At 44.4% G+C, this 16,608-nt stretch carries 14 protein-coding genes; 6 read left to right on the top strand and 8 right to left on the bottom strand.

What is annotated here, in order from left to right:
- Positions 1–387 (top strand): cytochrome d ubiquinol oxidase subunit II (locus VOR_RS0111030; protein WP_010319764.1); only part of this gene is annotated, 387 nt, incomplete at its 5' end.
- 63 nt (positions 388–450) lie between these two features.
- Here the strand turns inward: VOR_RS0111030 and VOR_RS0111025 are convergent.
- A complete protein-coding gene (locus VOR_RS0111025; RefSeq protein ID WP_010319763.1) occupies positions 451–2,082 on the bottom strand; it encodes a methyl-accepting chemotaxis protein in 1,632 nt (543 codons plus the stop codon).
- A 462-nt stretch (positions 2,083–2,544) separates the two neighbouring features.
- On the opposite strand from VOR_RS0111025, the gene VOR_RS0111020 reads away from it, so the two are divergent.
- Entirely contained in the window at positions 2,545–3,312 is a 768-nt protein-coding gene (locus VOR_RS0111020; protein WP_010319762.1) for a potassium channel family protein, read from the top strand.
- Between the two features lie 46 nt (positions 3,313–3,358).
- Here VOR_RS0111020 and VOR_RS0111015 read toward each other — a convergent pair whose 3' ends face one another.
- The 3 genes from VOR_RS0111015 to VOR_RS0111005 all read right to left on the bottom strand — a co-directional run bounded on the left by VOR_RS0111015 (position 3,359) and on the right by VOR_RS0111005 (position 7,458).
- The gene (locus tag VOR_RS0111015) at positions 3,359–4,753 is read right to left on the bottom strand and encodes an EAL domain-containing protein (protein ID WP_286118392.1); all 1,395 of its coding nucleotides are present in this window, start codon (positions 4,751–4,753) and stop codon (positions 3,359–3,361) included.
- 260 nt (positions 4,754–5,013) lie between these two features.
- Positions 5,014–5,934, bottom strand: coding sequence for a fructokinase (cscK, locus tag VOR_RS0111010; RefSeq protein WP_010319760.1), 921 nt, complete (start codon positions 5,932–5,934; stop codon positions 5,014–5,016).
- 84 nt (positions 5,935–6,018) lie between these two features.
- Entirely contained in the window at positions 6,019–7,458 is a 1,440-nt protein-coding gene (locus VOR_RS0111005; protein ID WP_010319759.1) for a sucrose-specific PTS transporter subunit IIBC, read from the bottom strand.
- 273 nt (positions 7,459–7,731) lie between these two features.
- On the opposite strand from VOR_RS0111005, the gene VOR_RS0111000 reads away from it, so the two are divergent.
- The 4 genes from VOR_RS0111000 to VOR_RS0110985 all read left to right on the top strand — a co-directional run bounded on the left by VOR_RS0111000 (position 7,732) and on the right by VOR_RS0110985 (position 13,071).
- Positions 7,732–8,718 carry a LacI family DNA-binding transcriptional regulator gene (locus VOR_RS0111000; RefSeq protein ID WP_010319758.1) on the top strand — a complete coding sequence of 329 codons (987 nt, stop codon included), beginning with the start codon at positions 7,732–7,734 and terminating at the stop codon, positions 8,716–8,718.
- Positions 8,719–8,836: 118 nt separating this feature from the next.
- Entirely contained in the window at positions 8,837–10,516 is a 1,680-nt protein-coding gene (locus VOR_RS0110995) for a glycoside hydrolase family 32 protein (RefSeq protein ID WP_010319757.1), read from the top strand.
- Positions 10,517–10,762: 246 nt separating this feature from the next.
- The gene (locus VOR_RS0110990) at positions 10,763–12,301 is read left to right on the top strand and encodes a methyl-accepting chemotaxis protein (RefSeq protein ID WP_010319756.1); all 1,539 of its coding nucleotides are present in this window, start codon (positions 10,763–10,765) and stop codon (positions 12,299–12,301) included.
- A 38-nt stretch (positions 12,302–12,339) separates the two neighbouring features.
- Positions 12,340–13,071, top strand: coding sequence for a transporter substrate-binding domain-containing protein (locus VOR_RS0110985; protein ID WP_010319755.1), 732 nt, complete (start codon positions 12,340–12,342; stop codon positions 13,069–13,071).
- 91 nt (positions 13,072–13,162) lie between these two features.
- On the opposite strand, the gene trhO is transcribed toward VOR_RS0110985, so the two are convergent.
- The 4 genes from trhO to VOR_RS0110965 form a co-directional block, all read right to left on the bottom strand.
- Positions 13,163–14,146, bottom strand: a complete 984-nt coding sequence (gene trhO, locus VOR_RS0110980) for an oxygen-dependent tRNA uridine(34) hydroxylase TrhO (RefSeq protein WP_010319754.1) — start codon at positions 14,144–14,146, stop codon at positions 13,163–13,165.
- 90 nt (positions 14,147–14,236) lie between these two features.
- Positions 14,237–15,019 (bottom strand): heme ABC transporter ATP-binding protein, encoded by a 783-nt coding sequence (locus VOR_RS0110975; RefSeq protein WP_010319753.1) that lies wholly within the window; start codon positions 15,017–15,019, stop codon positions 14,237–14,239.
- On the bottom strand, positions 15,016–16,050 hold the full coding sequence (locus tag VOR_RS0110970) for a FecCD family ABC transporter permease (RefSeq protein WP_029627117.1): 1,035 nt from the start codon (positions 16,048–16,050) through the stop codon (positions 15,016–15,018). Before VOR_RS0110970 ends, VOR_RS0110975 begins: the two co-directional genes overlap by 4 nt.
- Positions 16,051–16,060: 10 nt before the next feature.
- On the bottom strand, positions 16,061–16,608 hold a 548-nt coding region (locus VOR_RS0110965), incomplete at its 5' end, for a heme/hemin ABC transporter substrate-binding protein (RefSeq protein WP_010319751.1).

The raw sequence follows: 16,608 nt of genomic DNA, 5'->3' as shown, positions 1-16,608 counted from the left end.
AACCCGTTATTTAATCCACTGGTCGCGGAACGTTGGTTTAGTTTCCCTGAAATGCTGTTATTAGCTCCTGTTCCGCTGGTGGTGTTAGTCACGATTTTTATGGTTGATCGCTATTTAAAAAGAGTGCCTGTAGTGAATGATATGGGAGTTCAATGGCCATTTTTTGGCGTGATGCTAATTTTTGCATTAAGCTTTCTTGGATTAGCCTATAGCTTCTTCCCTGATGTCGTCCCCGGGATAATGACGGCTCAAGAATCAGCCGCCTCTACGGCTAGCTTATTGGTAGTGGGCATTGGTGTCGTGATTGTGATGCCGATGATCTTGCTGTACACCTTTGTGGTTTACCGAATCTTTAAAGGTAAAGCGACAGATTTAAGCTATAAATAGCAAGAGAATGGATACTATAACGGCCTCAAAAGAGGCCGTTATTTTTGAACCCACGATATGAGGTTAGACTTGGAAGCGACGTACCGTATTTTGTAGCATTGCTGCCAACTGACTCAGCTCTGCACACGCTTGAGCGGCGCTGGAAGAACCTTGTGCAACTTGTTTGGCTGATTCACTAATGCGTTCGATATTGCGGCTGAGCTCTTCGCTAACCGAATCTTGCTCTCCGCACGCACTGGCGATTTGAATGGTCATATCAGCAATATGCGCGCTTTGATTACTTATGTGGTCAATCGCGATTTGAGTCTGGCCACTTTGCTCAACACATTGCCCCATAAGTACACTGCTTTGTGACGTCGCTTCACGAGCACGCAGTGCGCATGTTTGTAGGCTTTGGATTATATTGACGATGTCACCCGTCGATTGCTGGGTTTTGCCGGCTAAAGCACGAACTTCATCAGCAACAACAGCAAAACCACGCCCTTGTTCACCAGCACGAGCCGCTTCAATTGCTGCGTTCAGAGCCAGTAAGTTGGTTTGGTCGGCGATGTTGCTTATCACGTCAACGACAACGTTAATTTGCTGCGCTTGCTGCTCAAGTTCTAATACGCGTTGTTCTGCTTGATCAATTTCTTGGGTCACAAGAGAGATAGCATTCGCGACGGAATCCATCTGTTTTGATCCAAGGATAGATTGTTGGTTACTTTCACGAGCGGCGTCAGAGGCGACTTCTGTGTTTCTTGCCACTTCTGCAACCGTCGATTTCATTTGTGTCATAGCCGTCGCAATGTGCATGACCTCGACCTGTTGCTCTTGCATACCCTGTGATGTCTGTTCAGAGACGGCGCTAACTTCATCGACAGCATGAGATAGTTGAGTCGCTCCGGCGATGATCTCTTCCACCATTGAGCGTAAATTCTCTTGCATACTTGAACACGCATCGGCCAGTTCACCTAGCTCATCTTGCCCAATATGCTGACGTGCTAATCGATGGCTTAAATTACCGCTAGCAATGGCGTTCGCTTGCTGTACAACTAACTGCAATGGCTGGCAGATTAAGCGAGAAAGTAATAGTGTAATGAACACCATAAATGCCATCAGCGCAACAATGCTGCCTGTGGAAAATGAGGCGATAGCTTGAATAAGCGTCATCAGTTCAGAGCGGTTTTTGACAACAAAGGTTTGGTTTAAATTGAGAAGATCATCAACCGCACTCTCTAAACGTTCAAAGGTAGCCAGAGAAGCGGAGATATCACTTTGCGCTTTTGCTTTGTTTTGACTGAGAATATCATTATTAAAAGAGCCTAATGCGGTTAAATAATCGCGCCACAGATTCTTAACAGGCATAAAAATAGACCGTTCATGATCGGTCCAAACGGCGCGTTCATAAGTGGCTAGCGCACTATCAATTTCCTCATAACGTTCTGGCATCCAACGAATGTCTTCCGTAATTTCGGCTTGATCGGTTGCGGAAAGCAAACTGATTTGAGCACGTCGCACAGAAGCCATATTGTATTTGACGTTATTGACCATCATCATTGATGGGAGTGTGTCATCCGTTAGATTGAGTAGGTCATCTTGTATATCGTTCAATGAACGATATAGGTAATAACCGAAGGCGATGTTGACTAACGCGATAATAGTAAAGGCAAGCGCAATTTTTTTGCGAATGGCTAAATCTTTTAAAAAAGACATGGTAATAAGTGACCTCGGAGTAAAACAACGGAGTTATACCTGTCCCACTTGCAGCATTGTTGTATTGATCACGTTCATTGACGCCAATCACACCATTTTATTGATGTTTTTTAGGCCTCACTTACTGGTCATCGACAGCATCCTAAGTGGCTTGGGTATCGGGTCACGTCCATATGAAAATAGAGAGATATCCATAAAGTTGTGCATAGTATCACAATTGAAACTTAGATCCTATGGTGTTTTCGGGTTTTTTGTAAGTGAGTTGTTGGTAGTGAAGAGCTTAAAATAATCCTCGAGGCGATATTAAGCTCTATTAAGGTCACCATTCTTTACATTTCAACTACCTAGTTTATAGTGAGTTCCATTTTGAGTTGGGTGCTAATTGGGTAATGAAAGGGATGGTTATACGATTCTCTCTTGGTATTTTTGGCGCTAAGGTAAACGGAAAAAGGTATTTGAATCATGAAATTAAAAATACGTTTACAGCTACTGTCTGCGATCGAGCATAAAACTGAAATTCCGATGCTGCTGCTATCGGTAGTGTATGTGATCGTCGCATTACTGCCAGATATTGCACCTTTACAGCCTGAAGAGCTTGATTTTCTGGAGCATCTGCTATGGATTATTTGGGGATTGTTTGCAACGGAGTTACTGGTTAAGGTCTTACTCAGCCCACATCCTATGCATTACATGGTAAAAAACTGGCCAGATGTACTAATTGTTGCCATGCCATTCCTGCGTCCGCTCCGTTTTTTGCGTATTTTACTGATTTTGCCAAGAGCATGGCGTCAAACCAAAGCTGTATTAAGGCAAAAAACGCTCAGCTTTATTGGGCTAACCAGTTTATCGACAGTGCTTCTTTCTGCGGCTTTTGTCTATTTGGTCGAAAAAGGAACGGATAGCCCAATCAATGATTTTTCTGATGCGATTTGGTGGGCAATGACCACGATTACTACGGTAGGGTATGGTGATATGTATCCTGTTACCCCGTTTGGCCGTGGTGTTGCGGTCTTTTTAATGCTGACTGGCATAACACTTTTTGGTTTATTGACGGCCAGCGTTGCGTCTTTCTTCATTGAAGATGATGAACAATCAGCGGCGAATCATAGCCAGCATCACAATAAACAACTCAACCAAGTGTTAAAGCAACTGTCTGCTCATCAGCCAGTTCGAAAACGTTTTCATTTAGCTCGCTACCGTGCTCAGTTGGCCTCTCGTCATAAGAAATAACCACTGAAGTTCCAGTTATCATCCTATTGGAATGCCAGAGATTGATTTAGGTGGTTTTAAGCAGAGTGATAAACTCACTGAGCGGCATAGGCTTATAAAAGAAATAACCTTGTAAATAGTCAATCTCCCTTTCCTTCAAAAAGTCAACTTGCTTTTGGGTTTCCACACCTTCTGCGATGGTTTTTAACTCAAGTCGCTTGGCTAAATCGACTAAGTTTTCAACAATGTGGCTAGAGATCGCATCGCTACCGATCATGGTAATAAAGCTTCTGTCGATTTTTAAAATATCAAACTTGAACTCTTGCAAATAGTTAAAACTAGAGTGCCCTGTACCAAAATCATCAATTGCTAGCAACACACCTATCTTATCCAGTGATTGGAAGAGTTTTTTTGCTTCATCACTGTCAGTAACCAGCTCTCTTTCGGTGAGTTCTAACGTCAAAATATGTTTACGATTGTTGAAGGTTTCAATGAAACGTTTGCAATCATCAAACAAATTGGAAGCTACGCAGTGCTTGGCTGAAATATTAAATCCAATACTGAAATGCTCTGGAAATTGTGCTTGATGCAATGAAAGTTCATGCTCAACTTGCGCCATTAACTGAGTCGTAATAGGAATGATTAGCCCAGATTCCTCCGCTAAGGGAATAAAAAGATCGGGCCTCACTAATCCATGAACAGGATGTTGCCAGCGGGCAAGCACTTCGATATGGCAGAGCTGGCCACTACCATCAACAATCGGTTGTACATACGGAATGAACTCGTTGGATTGAATAGCGCGTTTCACTTCTCCCTGCATTGACGAAGCTTGGCCTAGTTTCCAATAAGCAAAGCCGCCTAAACCAATACCCATAAGGAGAACTAACATCGTACTGGTTTGTTTGGTGTTTTTAAAATAAAGCCAATAGTCATTTAACGTCAGTTTAGCTGAAAATGTGTAAGGATAGCGGGAGGAGATGAGGCTGATCGTTGAGTGAGTTTGTTTGTTTGAAAACGCCCCTTTACTATTGATATTATTTTCACCAACCTCAAAGTAGAGCGCTCCATAATCTTTTAATAGAGCAATGATATTGGTTATGTGGTAACCATTAACGGCACTTATCACTGAGCCTTGAGGATAGTGACGGTGAAAAGTGAGCACTGGTGTAGAGGGAGTTAACCGACTGTTATTAGATAAATAGAGTTCATTTTCCACATAATGCCGAGCTTGACGGAAGATTTCACCGTCTAATGAATTACAATAAACGTTTGAATCTTTTGCCAAGTTTAATGTGCGGATATCGGGTGTGGTGGCAACAAGATCTCGTAAATATGGAAATACCTCTTTGCATTCCATCTGTAGGTAATATGATGCACGTTGGTTAGAGACTTCAGCATTTCGAATGATCCGATTAAACTGAGTTTCACCTACTTTGAGTTTATCTTTAATATAATTGTTCAAATCAGATCGTGTCTGCCAAGCGATGATTGGGCTAGCAATGATAATAGGCAGCAAGCAATATAAAAAGCTAACTACCCATCGTTTACATCGTTCATATTTTACTAATCTTTGCATTAAGTCTGGTGGTTGTTTGTGTGTTGATGCTGTAAGTGTAGCAAATAGATTTAGAAAACCATCAGTTTACATTGATTTACATCACAAAATTGTCTCTAGCTATTTTGTTTTTCTTATCCATTGTGGCTTACGGCAGCATTATCATTTTAGCCAATCCATTGATCAAGCATGTGCTTATCTGGTAGCGCTGTCATTGCCCCTTTCTGGGTGGTGGCTAATGCTCCGCAGCCATTAGCCCATTGCACGGCCTTTATGATAGTACCCTTAGTAAACCACTCTTTATGTAATGACAACTGGCAAAGCAATCCACCGACAAAAGCATCGCCTGCGCCAGTTGTATCTATCGGCGTGACCGCTTTCCCTGCTATTAGTGTTTGCATCTCTGTTGTGATCACCAGTGCTCCTTTTGCGCCTTGAGTAATGACAACCAGCGGAATGTTCAGTTCTTTCACTGAGATTAATCCCTGCTCAAGGCTAGGGCGCTGCGTGAGCAAGAGCAGTTCGTCATCGGAAAACTTAACCACATCCGCCATTGCGACCACGCTCATCACCACCGGGATCATCTCTGCGGGGTTAGGCCAAACCTCTTCGCGTAGATTGGGATCAAAACTGACAAATCCACCGTTGGTTTTGATGCGTTTAATCGCTTCAATGGTAGTGCTGCGACTCGGTTCGTTGGCTAGAGAAATTGAGCAACAATGCAGCCATTCACCCGCGGAAAAGGTTGGAATGTCTGAGTATTGGATGAATTGATCCGCGCTAGGCTTAACCATGAAGGTAAAACTGCGTTCGCCGTGCGAGTCTAAATCGACCACGACAGTCGATGTTCTTTGCTGCTCATCCAACTGCAAATATCGGGTGTCCACTTTCTCTTCGGTTAATGTGGATTGCATAAAGTGCCCCATAGGGTCATTACCCACACGGCCAAAAAAGGCGCTCTTACCCCCCAATCTTGCGATGGCAACAGCCACATTCGCCGGAGCGCCGCCCGGACATTTTAGATAGTGTGCTTCACCATCAGGAATTAAGTCGACGACCGCGTCGCCTGTTACCCAAACTCGATTCATTTTTTCCTCCAATATCCGTGTTATTCGCTGAAGAAATAAGCCCACTCACATCGAGCAGGCTTAGGAGCATAACAGCCTTGGGGGTTACGCTGTCGCTTGCTTATCAAGCTTTGTGGGCTCTTTGGCACCCAAAACAAGTGTTAAGGTAAAGGCAATGACAAAAGAAATCAGCATGCCAATGATGTAGTAGCTGATTTTCTCTGGGTTAATAGAAATCACTCCTGGAAGCCCAGCCGCGCCTAACGCTTGTGCTTTGACATTAAACAAGGTGATAAATGCACTAGCACAAGCTGAACCTATGATCGCGGCAATAAATGGGTAGCGAAGTTTCAGGTTTACACCAAACATAGCCGGCTCGGTAATGCCCAAAAGAGCAGTTACACCCGATGGAATCGCAATGCCTTTCAGTTTGATATCTTTGGTGTTCATACCAACCGCTAAAGCCGCTGCTCCTTGCGCTACGTTTGACATGGCAGCGATAGGGAAAATAAACGTGCCACCAGTAATGGCGATGTCAGCCAGCAATTGTGTTTCGATAGCAATAAAGCTGTGGTGCATGCCAGTAATCACAAACGGTGCGTAGATAAAGCCAAACAGCGCACCACCAATGAAACCAGCAGAATCGTATAGCCAGTTCAGACCATCACCTAATAGAAAGCCGATATCGCGAGTAATAGGGCCAACCAGTGTGAAGGTTAAAAAGCCTGTAATGAAAATTGAGAGCATAGGCGTCAGTAAATTATCCAGTACAGAAGGGATAATTTTGCGCAGGCCATTTTCTATTTTTGCAAGAATAAAGGCAGAGACTAAAACGGGTAAGACAGAGCCTTGATAGCCGACTTTCTGGATCTCAAAGCCAAAAATATTCCAAGTAGGGATGGTGCCTGCGACAGAAGCTCCGCCAAACCCCCAACCATTGAGCAGGTCTGGGTGAACCATCAACATACCTAATGCAGCGCCAAGGAATGGGTTGCCGCCGAATTTTTTAGAAGCAGAAAATGCCAACAAAACAGGAAGATAAACAAAAGGGGCGTTAGCGAAGGTGTTGATCATGCTGGCAAGATCAGCCAAGCCCGGGTTGGCATCAATCAGTGACTGCCCTTCGATAAAAAGCCCAGTGGCTGTCAGTACATTGAACAACCCCATCAATAAACCGCCAGCAACGATGGCCGGGATAATAGGGACAAAAATGTCAGACAACCCTTTAACGGCGCGCTGCACTAGGTTCTGCTTTTGTGCACCCGCGCTTGAAACATCATTGGTTGACATTTCAGCAAGGCCGGTCAGCTTGGCCATTTCCGCATAAACTTGGTTAACGATACCGGAGCCAAAAATAATTTGATATTGGCCAGCGACTTTGAATTGTCCTTTGACACCTTCAAGTGAGCCAATGGCTTGTTCATCAACCAATGCGTCATCTTTTAGCGCTAATCTTAAACGTGTTGCACAGTGAGCAAGGGCTTGGATATTTTCTCTGCCACCTAATTGCTCTAATAATTGTTTTGCTATGACTGGATAGTTCATAACCCACCCCGGTTGTTGTTTGGTATCCAGATGACTTGATCTCTTTAAGATAAGCATGCTGGATAAAATTAAAATAAGTATTTTTGGGAACGTTTGCAAGATGGATTTTTGATGAATAATTCAAAGTAGTCAAAAGACAACCATTGATTCTGTGAATTAGATCAGTAAAAGAGAGATCGATAATTCTACAAACAGCGTTAGAATCACATTATTCGATCGTTTGCTGCGCTGAGTTTTGCAAACAATCCCAAAACAGAATGAGTAAGGTTATGTATGTCGAGTTTGCACGATGTCGCTAAGCTGGCCGGAGTTTCTAAATCGACGGTTTCACGCGTTGTAAATGATGAGTATGGTGTTAAAGAGTCTACAAAAATCAAAGTTTTAAAGGCAATTTCCGAATGCGGCTATATGGTCAACCAAGTCGCTAAAGATCTCAAATCACAAAAAACCAATTTAATTGGAGTCATCGTTCCGCGAGTCTCTTCGCATGCGACAGCACAAGGCGTTGATGGTTTAAGTGCCATATTTGAACAAGCGGGCAAACACGTGTTGCTTGCCAATACTCATCAAGATCACGCTAAAGAATTGGAATATATTCAAATATTTAATCAAAAGAGGGTCGAAGGCATTGTACTTTACGCCACACACCTTGATATGCCATTAGTGAAAGCAATCCAACAATCTAATGTCCCGGTGGTATTGGTTGGGCAAGATGGCTCACTGCACGATATCCCAAGTATTGTTCATGATGATCTTCGCGTAGGATTCGAAGCGGGTAAACGGTTGATAGCAAAAGGTTGTCAACACATTGGTTTTATTGGTGTTCAGAGCGATGACGTAGCGGTGGATTGTTTGCGTTCTCAAGGATTAGAGCAAGCACTGGGTATCAACAATTTAACCCTGTTGTTTCATGTGCGTGGTGATTTTTCGATTGAATCTGGTTACTTACAAGCTAAAACATTAATCACGCAATACCCACAATTAGATGGCCTTTTTTGCGCAACCGATAGAATTGCGGTTGGAGCGGTGAAAGCACTGCAAGAGTCTGGAGTTCAGGTTGGATCGCAAATTAAAGTATTAGGAGTTGGCAATGATGAGCTCGCATTTGTCAGTAACCCAAGCTTATCAACATTCAACTATGCCTTTGATAAAGCAGGTGAAAACGCAGCCAAGATGTTGCTTGAACGTATTGCTGGTCGTGGGCAGGAGATGAGTAAAGTCGTGCTAACATTCCAAAATATCGAACGTGAAACCGGCTAAGGCTGAAGGTACTTGCTGAGGGGAAGCCCGCATAATTGAGGGCAATATTTCACCAATGCTTGCAAGCAGGCTTATTTTTTTATATTTTGCAATCGTTCCCAAAAATTGAGTGTAAGTCATGTCATTAGAAACAGTGCCAGTGGAAAAAATGTCATTTGAAGAGATGGTGAGATTAGTTGGCGGCCCGGCCAATATTCAGCGAGTACTCGCACCAAGAGGAGAAATCGTTATTGCGCTGCGAGATCCAGCTTTAGTCAATGTTTTGCCGAGCCATATGCGATTGCAAGAAGTGCTCGGTGAATGGCAGCTTTCATTTTTGATTCAACAAGATAGCATCAATGAATATGCCGATGAACTGATCAACAGTTTAGGTCGAATGATTGATTCTCAGCTGCGGCTTAATGCGTACGCCTATTCTTCGCCAAACGATTGTCCATTTCGTCCAACGTGGCATATTTCTCCGCCGCAAGGGCTGCTCAATGATCCAAACGGTTTCATTTATCACCAAGGAAAATATCATCTTTTTTATCAGTGGTATCCTTATGGGTGTGAGCACAAGGATAAATATTGGGTACAACTGACGAGTACTGATCTTATTCACTGGCAATGGCAAGGTATTGCACTGACTCCATCAGATTGGTACGACAGCCATGGGGTTTTTTCTGGTCATGCTTTAAGTCACAACGATGAGTTGATGCTCTTCTATACTGGCAATGTTCGGTTAGGTGACCAGCGATTGCGTCAAACAACGCAATGTTTAGCCGTGTCGCAAGATGGTCTCCGTTTTGAAAAACGTGGCCCAGTGATCCGTAATTTGCCAACGGGTGTCACGGAACACATTCGCGACCCTAAAATAGTGCGCCACCGAGGGAAATGGCTCATGTTGCTTGGCGCGCAAACAACGCAGTTGCAAGGTCGGCTGGCTATTTACCATTCACATGATCTTAAAGAGTGGCATTTCGATGGTCTATTTGGTGAAGAAATCGCGCCGCTAGGTTACATGTGGGAATGTCCCGATCTGTTTGAAATCGCGGGCCAAAGTTATTTTGTTTTTGGTCCTCAAGGGATTATTTCAGATAACGTGAATCACACAGTTGTCCATCAAAATCGTATTGCAAAAGTCTTATGGGATGACAATGATCATCCTCACTTTTGTAATCTGCAACCACTGGATCACGGCTTTGATTTTTATGCTCCTCAAACCATGCAAACGGTAGACGGGCGGCGCGTCTTGTGTGCATGGATGGGGTTGCCTGACGAAATTAATCATCCTAGCTGTGACAGCGGCTGGTTGCATCAACTGACCGCACTGCGTGAGTTGAGTGTTGATAATGGTCAAATTATTCAAAGGCCTATAAGGGAGCTAGAGCAGTTATGCCACCACCCGTTAAGTTTGGAGTTGAGCGATAAATGCACCATTCTCAACACCAAAAGTTTTGAAATGTGCATCACTTTACCGTGGGGGGCAAGCTTACGTTTGTTTGAAAAAGATGAGCAATACGTTGAACTGAGTTTGGATGCGAAGCAAAAAGTATTACGCTTTGATCGTTCCCATACTTTGATACGCCAAGGTGATGTGATTCGTGAATTGGCCTTAGAGTGTGAGCAGGTTGAGCTGCAGATTCTCGCGGATAATTCTTCATTAGAAGTGTTCATCAACGGCGGAAAAGCAGTGATGAGTGCAAGAGTGTTTACCGAACAAGAGGCGACAGGAGTATCACTATTAAATGCGTTGGTTACGGCCAAATACTCTCCTATCCAGCCCGTCAGCGCTTCTTCATTCGCTACTCAATTCTAAATTAAGCCGAAAGTAAACTTTCGGCTCAAAAAATAATAACCTTTTTCTTTCTTGGTCTATCCTTAAGTAAAAGATAAGTGAGATCAACATGATCGGTATGAGTTCAGACAATAGCAGAGATGATATTGACCTCTCTTCTGGTCTGCGTCCTGTTCATTAAACACAAGAGTCAGATGGCTATCATGCGGTGCGATGAAGTCAACGCACAGTGCTTAACTCATACCATTGATTAAGGCGAAATGAAGTATGTGGAAAAGTGTTAAAGTGATCTTTGTTATCCAAGTCGTGTTAGCAGTGTCTATTGTTTTAGGCATTTCGAGCTACATTGATTATCAGTCCAAGAAAAAGGAACTGCAGCATAACTTAGACATTTCTATATCAAATGCAAAAGAGCGCTTAAGCTATAGCCTGCCAAAATCAATTTGGGATTTTGATTTACAAGCTGCAAAACTCACGATTTCAGCAGAGTTGAATAACCCAGAGATTCAGGCGGCTAGAGTGAAAGATGCAGGTGGTACGCCGCTTCTTTTTTTAACACTATCCCCCGAATCACAAGAAGTAATAGAGATAGCGACGAATGAAGGACAGCGCTATGAATCAATGCTTTCCTCAGTGCAGAAGCTTACCTTCATCGAATATGATAAGGAAAATGAGGTTGGGCAGATTGAACTCTTTTATAACACTGAGAGATTAGAAAAAACACTATTGCAAAGCCTCCAATATAGTCTCGTCGAGCTGTTAATTTTAGACAGTGTTATGATTGTCTTCTTGATTTTCGCGCTGACAAAAACAGTGCTAAATCCACTCAATGATTTAACTGAACGAGTAGCCGACCTTGCTACGGGAGAAGGTGATCTAAGTAACATTATACCGGAACCTAAGTATCGAGAATTTTCGCAGATTATTCGCAGTATTAACCACTTTACAGAGTCACTACGAGAGATCGTTATAGAAGTGACTGAGGCGTCTGTGCAACTAAAAGATACCGCGGAAATGAGTGGCCAAATTGCCTTGAAAAATGCACAGCAAATTGATCAACAAAAGCACAGCTTGTCGACGGTTGCCGCTGCTTCTACTCAAATGAGTCAGTCGGTGGCAACAGTGGCTGAAACCGCTAATGACGCCGCAAGGCAAGCGAGTGAGGCTTCTCAACTGGTCGACAATGTTTACCACTCAATAGAACGCTCTGCCGTCGAGATTGTAAATATGCGTTCCGAAATGGGTTCGGTAAACGCGGAAATGCATAAGCTGCTTGATGAAGGGCGAAAAATATCAACGGTGGTCGGGGTGATTAATGACATTTCCGAGCAAACCAACTTGCTGGCTCTGAACGCTGCTATTGAAGCAGCACGCGCAGGTGAGCATGGTCGTGGTTTTGCAGTAGTGGCTGACGAAGTGCGCAACCTTTCGACCAAGACTAGCCAATCCACCGAACAGATCCAAACCAATATTCGCTCGCTAAGTAGTGCAACAGAATCGGTTGAGCAAGAAATCATCCGCATCTCGAATTTGTTGGAAAGCACCGCTAAACGAGTCTCCGAATCACAGCATTCTGTTGAGCAGGTGAAAAATACTATCTCTGAAATTTCTGAAAGAAATGGCGAGATTTCGCATGCAACAGAAGAGCAGAAACAAGCTATTGATGAAGTCAGTCAAGCGATTGTTGAAGCATCAGAGGCCACCAATGAGCTGTCGAGTAGTGGTCAAGATAATGCTCAGAGAACGAAAGAAGTTCTTCAGCTGAGCTCAAATATTAAAACTCATATGCGTAAGTTCAAAACATAAGTTCAAAACATAAGTTCCACCTTCAAGGAGAAGAAAGTATGAAGCGTCTGATGATCTTTATTTTCAGTGTGATGATGGTTTTACCGAGTAGCTTTGCCGCGACAATCACGGCTGCACAAGATCCATGGCCACCTTTTATTTCACCGGACAAAAGTATGCCGGGGCTATCGGTAGACATCGCTGTTGCGGCGATGAAAACACAGGGCTATGACGTCAATTTCCAAATCATGCCTTGGTCACGAGCATTAGATGAGGTGACTAAAGGACGTATCGACTTGCTTCCAGCTACTTGGTATACGCAAGAGCGAACAGGCTACTTGGTTTATAGTGATACTTACCTAGAAAATGAACTGAGCTTTATAAAAAGAGCAGGTGATGGATTTGAATTTTCAGATTTAAATAGTTTAAGTGGTAAGAATGTGGGCATCGTTAGGGGTTACGGTTATGGGGATGATTTTTTATCCGCCACTAATTTCAACAAGCCGGATGCTAATGATCTCACGACTAACTTGAAGAAATTGCAAGCTAAACGAATCGATCTTACCCTTGAAGATAAGTTGGTCGCGTTATCGACCATGAAAGAGGCGGGCTTAAATAGCAGTGATTTTCAGTTTACCACTGCATCTTTGTCTAAAAATCCTTTACATGTTACCTCAGGCAAAGCGAACCCTAATGCGCAGAAATATATTGATGCGTATAACAAAGGGTTAGCCACGATTAAAGCTGACGGAACATTTGATGCCATTTTAGCGAAATACGGTATTCAGTGATTTTTTTAAAAAAAGGCCGCAGTTTTAACGCTGCGGCCTTTTTCTATTCCAATAGGATTTGAATCCTTTGAAGTAAGCATTGGGATAAATATTAGCGCTTTGAGCCGCGCTGCTCAGCTTTACGTGCTAATTTTTGCGCACGCTTTTGCTCGATCAGTGATGCGGTATCGCCGCCAATGTGTGCTTCGCCACGCTGTTTCGCGAGCTGAACTTGCTTTTCTCGCTCACGGAAACGTGCCAATTGCTCCGCAGAGTGAGTACCGAAACAAGATGGACAACTGACGCCTTGCTCATAGTGTTCGCTCTGTTTGTCTTCATCGGTAATCGGCAAACGGCAAGCGTTACATACATGGTAGTGACTCTCTTTTAAAGCGTGCCCTACCGCCACTCTGCCATCAAAAACATAGCAGTCACCTTGCCATAAGCTCTCTTCTTGCGGCACTTCTTCTAAGTATTTCAAAATGCCACCTTCGAGATGGTACACCTCATCGAACCCTTGCTCTTTTAAATAAGCCGTGGATTTTTCACAGCGAATCCCGCCAGTACAAAACATCGCGACTTTTTTGTGTTTCTCTGGTGCGAGGTTCTTCTTCACATAATCAGGAAACTCACGAAAGGTTTCAGTGTGTGGGTTAAGCGCATTTTTGAAGGTGCCAATTTGGATTTCATAATCATTACGGGTATCGACAACCAGCACATCAGGGTCTGAAATTAGCGCATTCCAGTTTTCTGGTTTCACGTAAGTGCCCACAACGTGGCGAGGGTCGATGCCTTCAACGCCCATAGTGACAATCTCTTTTTTTAGCTTCACTTTGGTACGGTTAAATGGCTGCTCTGAGGCTTGTGATTCTTTGTAAACCGTGCCTTTCAAGTTCGGTTCAGCATCAAGCCAAGCTAGTAGCGCATCTATCCCTTTACGTGTTGATGCCACGGTGCCGTTAATTCCTTCACTGGCTAATAATAGCGTGCCACGAATTTGGTTTTCCTCCATTAGTTCAAGAAGCGGTGCTTGCAGCTCTTGGTAGTGATTGAGTTCAACAAACTTATAGAGTGCACAGACGACGTACTGACTCATGGGGTACCTTTTAAAAAACGAGATAAAGAATAGGGGCGCATTATAGCGAAGGGATGCGCCCACAAATACGGACAATTATTAAGGACAATATTAGATGGGGTAGACCATAGGAAAATCCATGGTTGGATGCGCGGCGACAAGCGACGAGTAGCCATATACCTGCTCAATCCTTTCTGCATTGAGCGCTTCCCAAGGTGGCGCATCACAAACCAGTTTGCCATTGTGCAGCATCACCATTCGATCTGCATATTGAGCCGCAAGGTTGAGATCGTGCAGCACGACGACAACAGCGCACTGCTCTTGGCGTGCTAATGAACGTGCAATGCGCAGTGTGTTGTGCTGGTGAGCCAGATCTAACGCTGACGTTGGTTCATCTAGCATCAGGATTTTTTTGTCACCGGAGTGGTGAAGTTGAGTTAATACCCGGGCCAGATGTAAACGTTGTTTTTCACCACCCGACAAGGCCGGGTAGAGATTGTTCGCTCTATCGCTGATATCGGTTTGCTGCATGTAGTGTAGCGCCACTTCACTGACTTGTTGATGGCTTAAATTTAATGGCAGTGCACCTAATTCCACCACTTCTTGAGCGATAAAAGGAAAGCTCAACGTACTTTGCTGCGGAAGAATGGCCAAGTGCTTTGCTAACTCATTCGGTTGCCACAGTGCTTGCGGAACACCGAAGTAAGCCATTTTGCCTGTTGATGAGATTTCACCGCTGAGTATTTTCAGCAAGGTACTTTTCCCAGCACCGTTGGGGCCAAGTAACGCCGTGACTTGACCTGAAAAAATCTCAATATCAATCTTATCCAAAATGGTTCGATGGCCAAATTTAACCGATATATTACTGGCTTGGATCGCTGCCGTTGTACTCAAAATACTTTGCCTTTTTGTTGAAACAGAAGATAAAGGAAGAAAGGTGCACCCACCAGCGCAGTCACAATCCCGACAGGCAGCTCCGCAGGTGCCACTGCTATACGGGCAAACATATCGGCGACAGTGAGTAAGAGTGCACCAAGTAAAGCTGAAATGGGGATCAAACTACGGTGATCGGGGCCAACCAGCATCCGGCCTAGATGAGGGATGACCAAACCGATAAAACCAATCATGCCCACCGCGCTGACGGTCACTCCAACGCCGAGTGCGCTGAGTAAAATCATTGAACGTTTAAGCCGTTGCACAGAAATGCCTAGATGACGCGCTTCAGACTCACCAAGTAATAATGCGTTGAGCGCCATCGCTCGACGGGAGAAACAGACGAGCAGCAGCAGTAAGGTCACAGCGCACAAGAGAATATTTTGCCAGTTTGCACCCGCCAGTGATCCCATTGACCACAATGAGAGATCGCGTAGCATTTGATCGTCTGCAACATAATTCAAATAGCCAATACCCGCCCCCGATAGCGCGCTGATGGCGACGCCTGCGAGTAGCATGATGGTGACGGAAGTACCAAATTTACTGGTGCCTAATCGGTAAACCAACAAGGTAGTCAATGCACCGCCTAAAAAGGCAAAAATAGGTACCACCGCAGCGCTCATCCACGGGTTGGAAAACAGCGCTAAATTGGCGAATAGCACAATCGCAAGTGCGGCTCCGAGGGCTGAACCTGCCGAAACACCGATAATGCCAGGCTCAGCTAATGGATTACGAAACAAGCCTTGCATCACCGTTCCGCACAGCGCCAAAATTGCGCCGACCAACAAGCAGAGCAGGGTCCGCGGAAAGCGTATCTCGTGGATGACTAAATTGATGTGCGCGGCAATGTCATTGGAGTGCAGCACGAGACTTTTTATGCTGTCGCTGAAGCTGATATTCATTGGGCCAACCGTAATCGAATAAAGGCTAACCAAAACCACCAACAGTAGTAGTGTTGCATTCACCACATTTCTTGAGAGATGACGTAACAAAATAGGCCCCTTAAGGATAGAGCAATGCGTTTAGACGTTGCGCTTCAGCTAGGCTTTTAAGGCCTAACCCGCCGACGAGAGCGTGGCCATCGATGGTGATGATCTGCTTATTTATCCCAGCCGGAGTTGCCACTAATGTCGGTATGGATTGCAAAATGGCGTCGGCTCCTCCGAGTTTTTCATAACTGCGGCCACTGACTAAAATCACGTCCGGTTGCATCTCGATTATCGCTTCCATCGACAGTGGTTTATAAGACGTCACTTGTTCAGCGGCGGGGTTAACCGCGCCAGCCAACTCAATAATGCTGTTTGGCGTGGTGTCACTGCCCGCCACGTTGGCTGCCCTTCCTTCGTGGATAAGGAGAAATAGTACTTTTTTCGGTGTCTTGTGGGTAGATTGATGGTGGGTTAACGCCGCTATTGTGCTTTGAACTTGCTGTTTGAGCGCTTTAGCTTGAGGCTTTGCATCAGCGAGCGTCGCGATTTGGTCAATGCGTGCCAACAACCCCTGTGGTGTGGATTCATCGTTCACCACCTCGACGTTAACGCCAGCGCCTT

It is taken from the genome of Vibrio ordalii ATCC 33509 (assembly GCA_000257205.1).
Taxonomy (GTDB): Bacteria; Pseudomonadota; Gammaproteobacteria; order Enterobacterales; family Vibrionaceae; genus Vibrio; species Vibrio ordalii.
The sequence above is the reverse complement of the archived record's forward strand: the minus strand, read 5'-3'. Positions and strand labels throughout refer to the sequence as shown.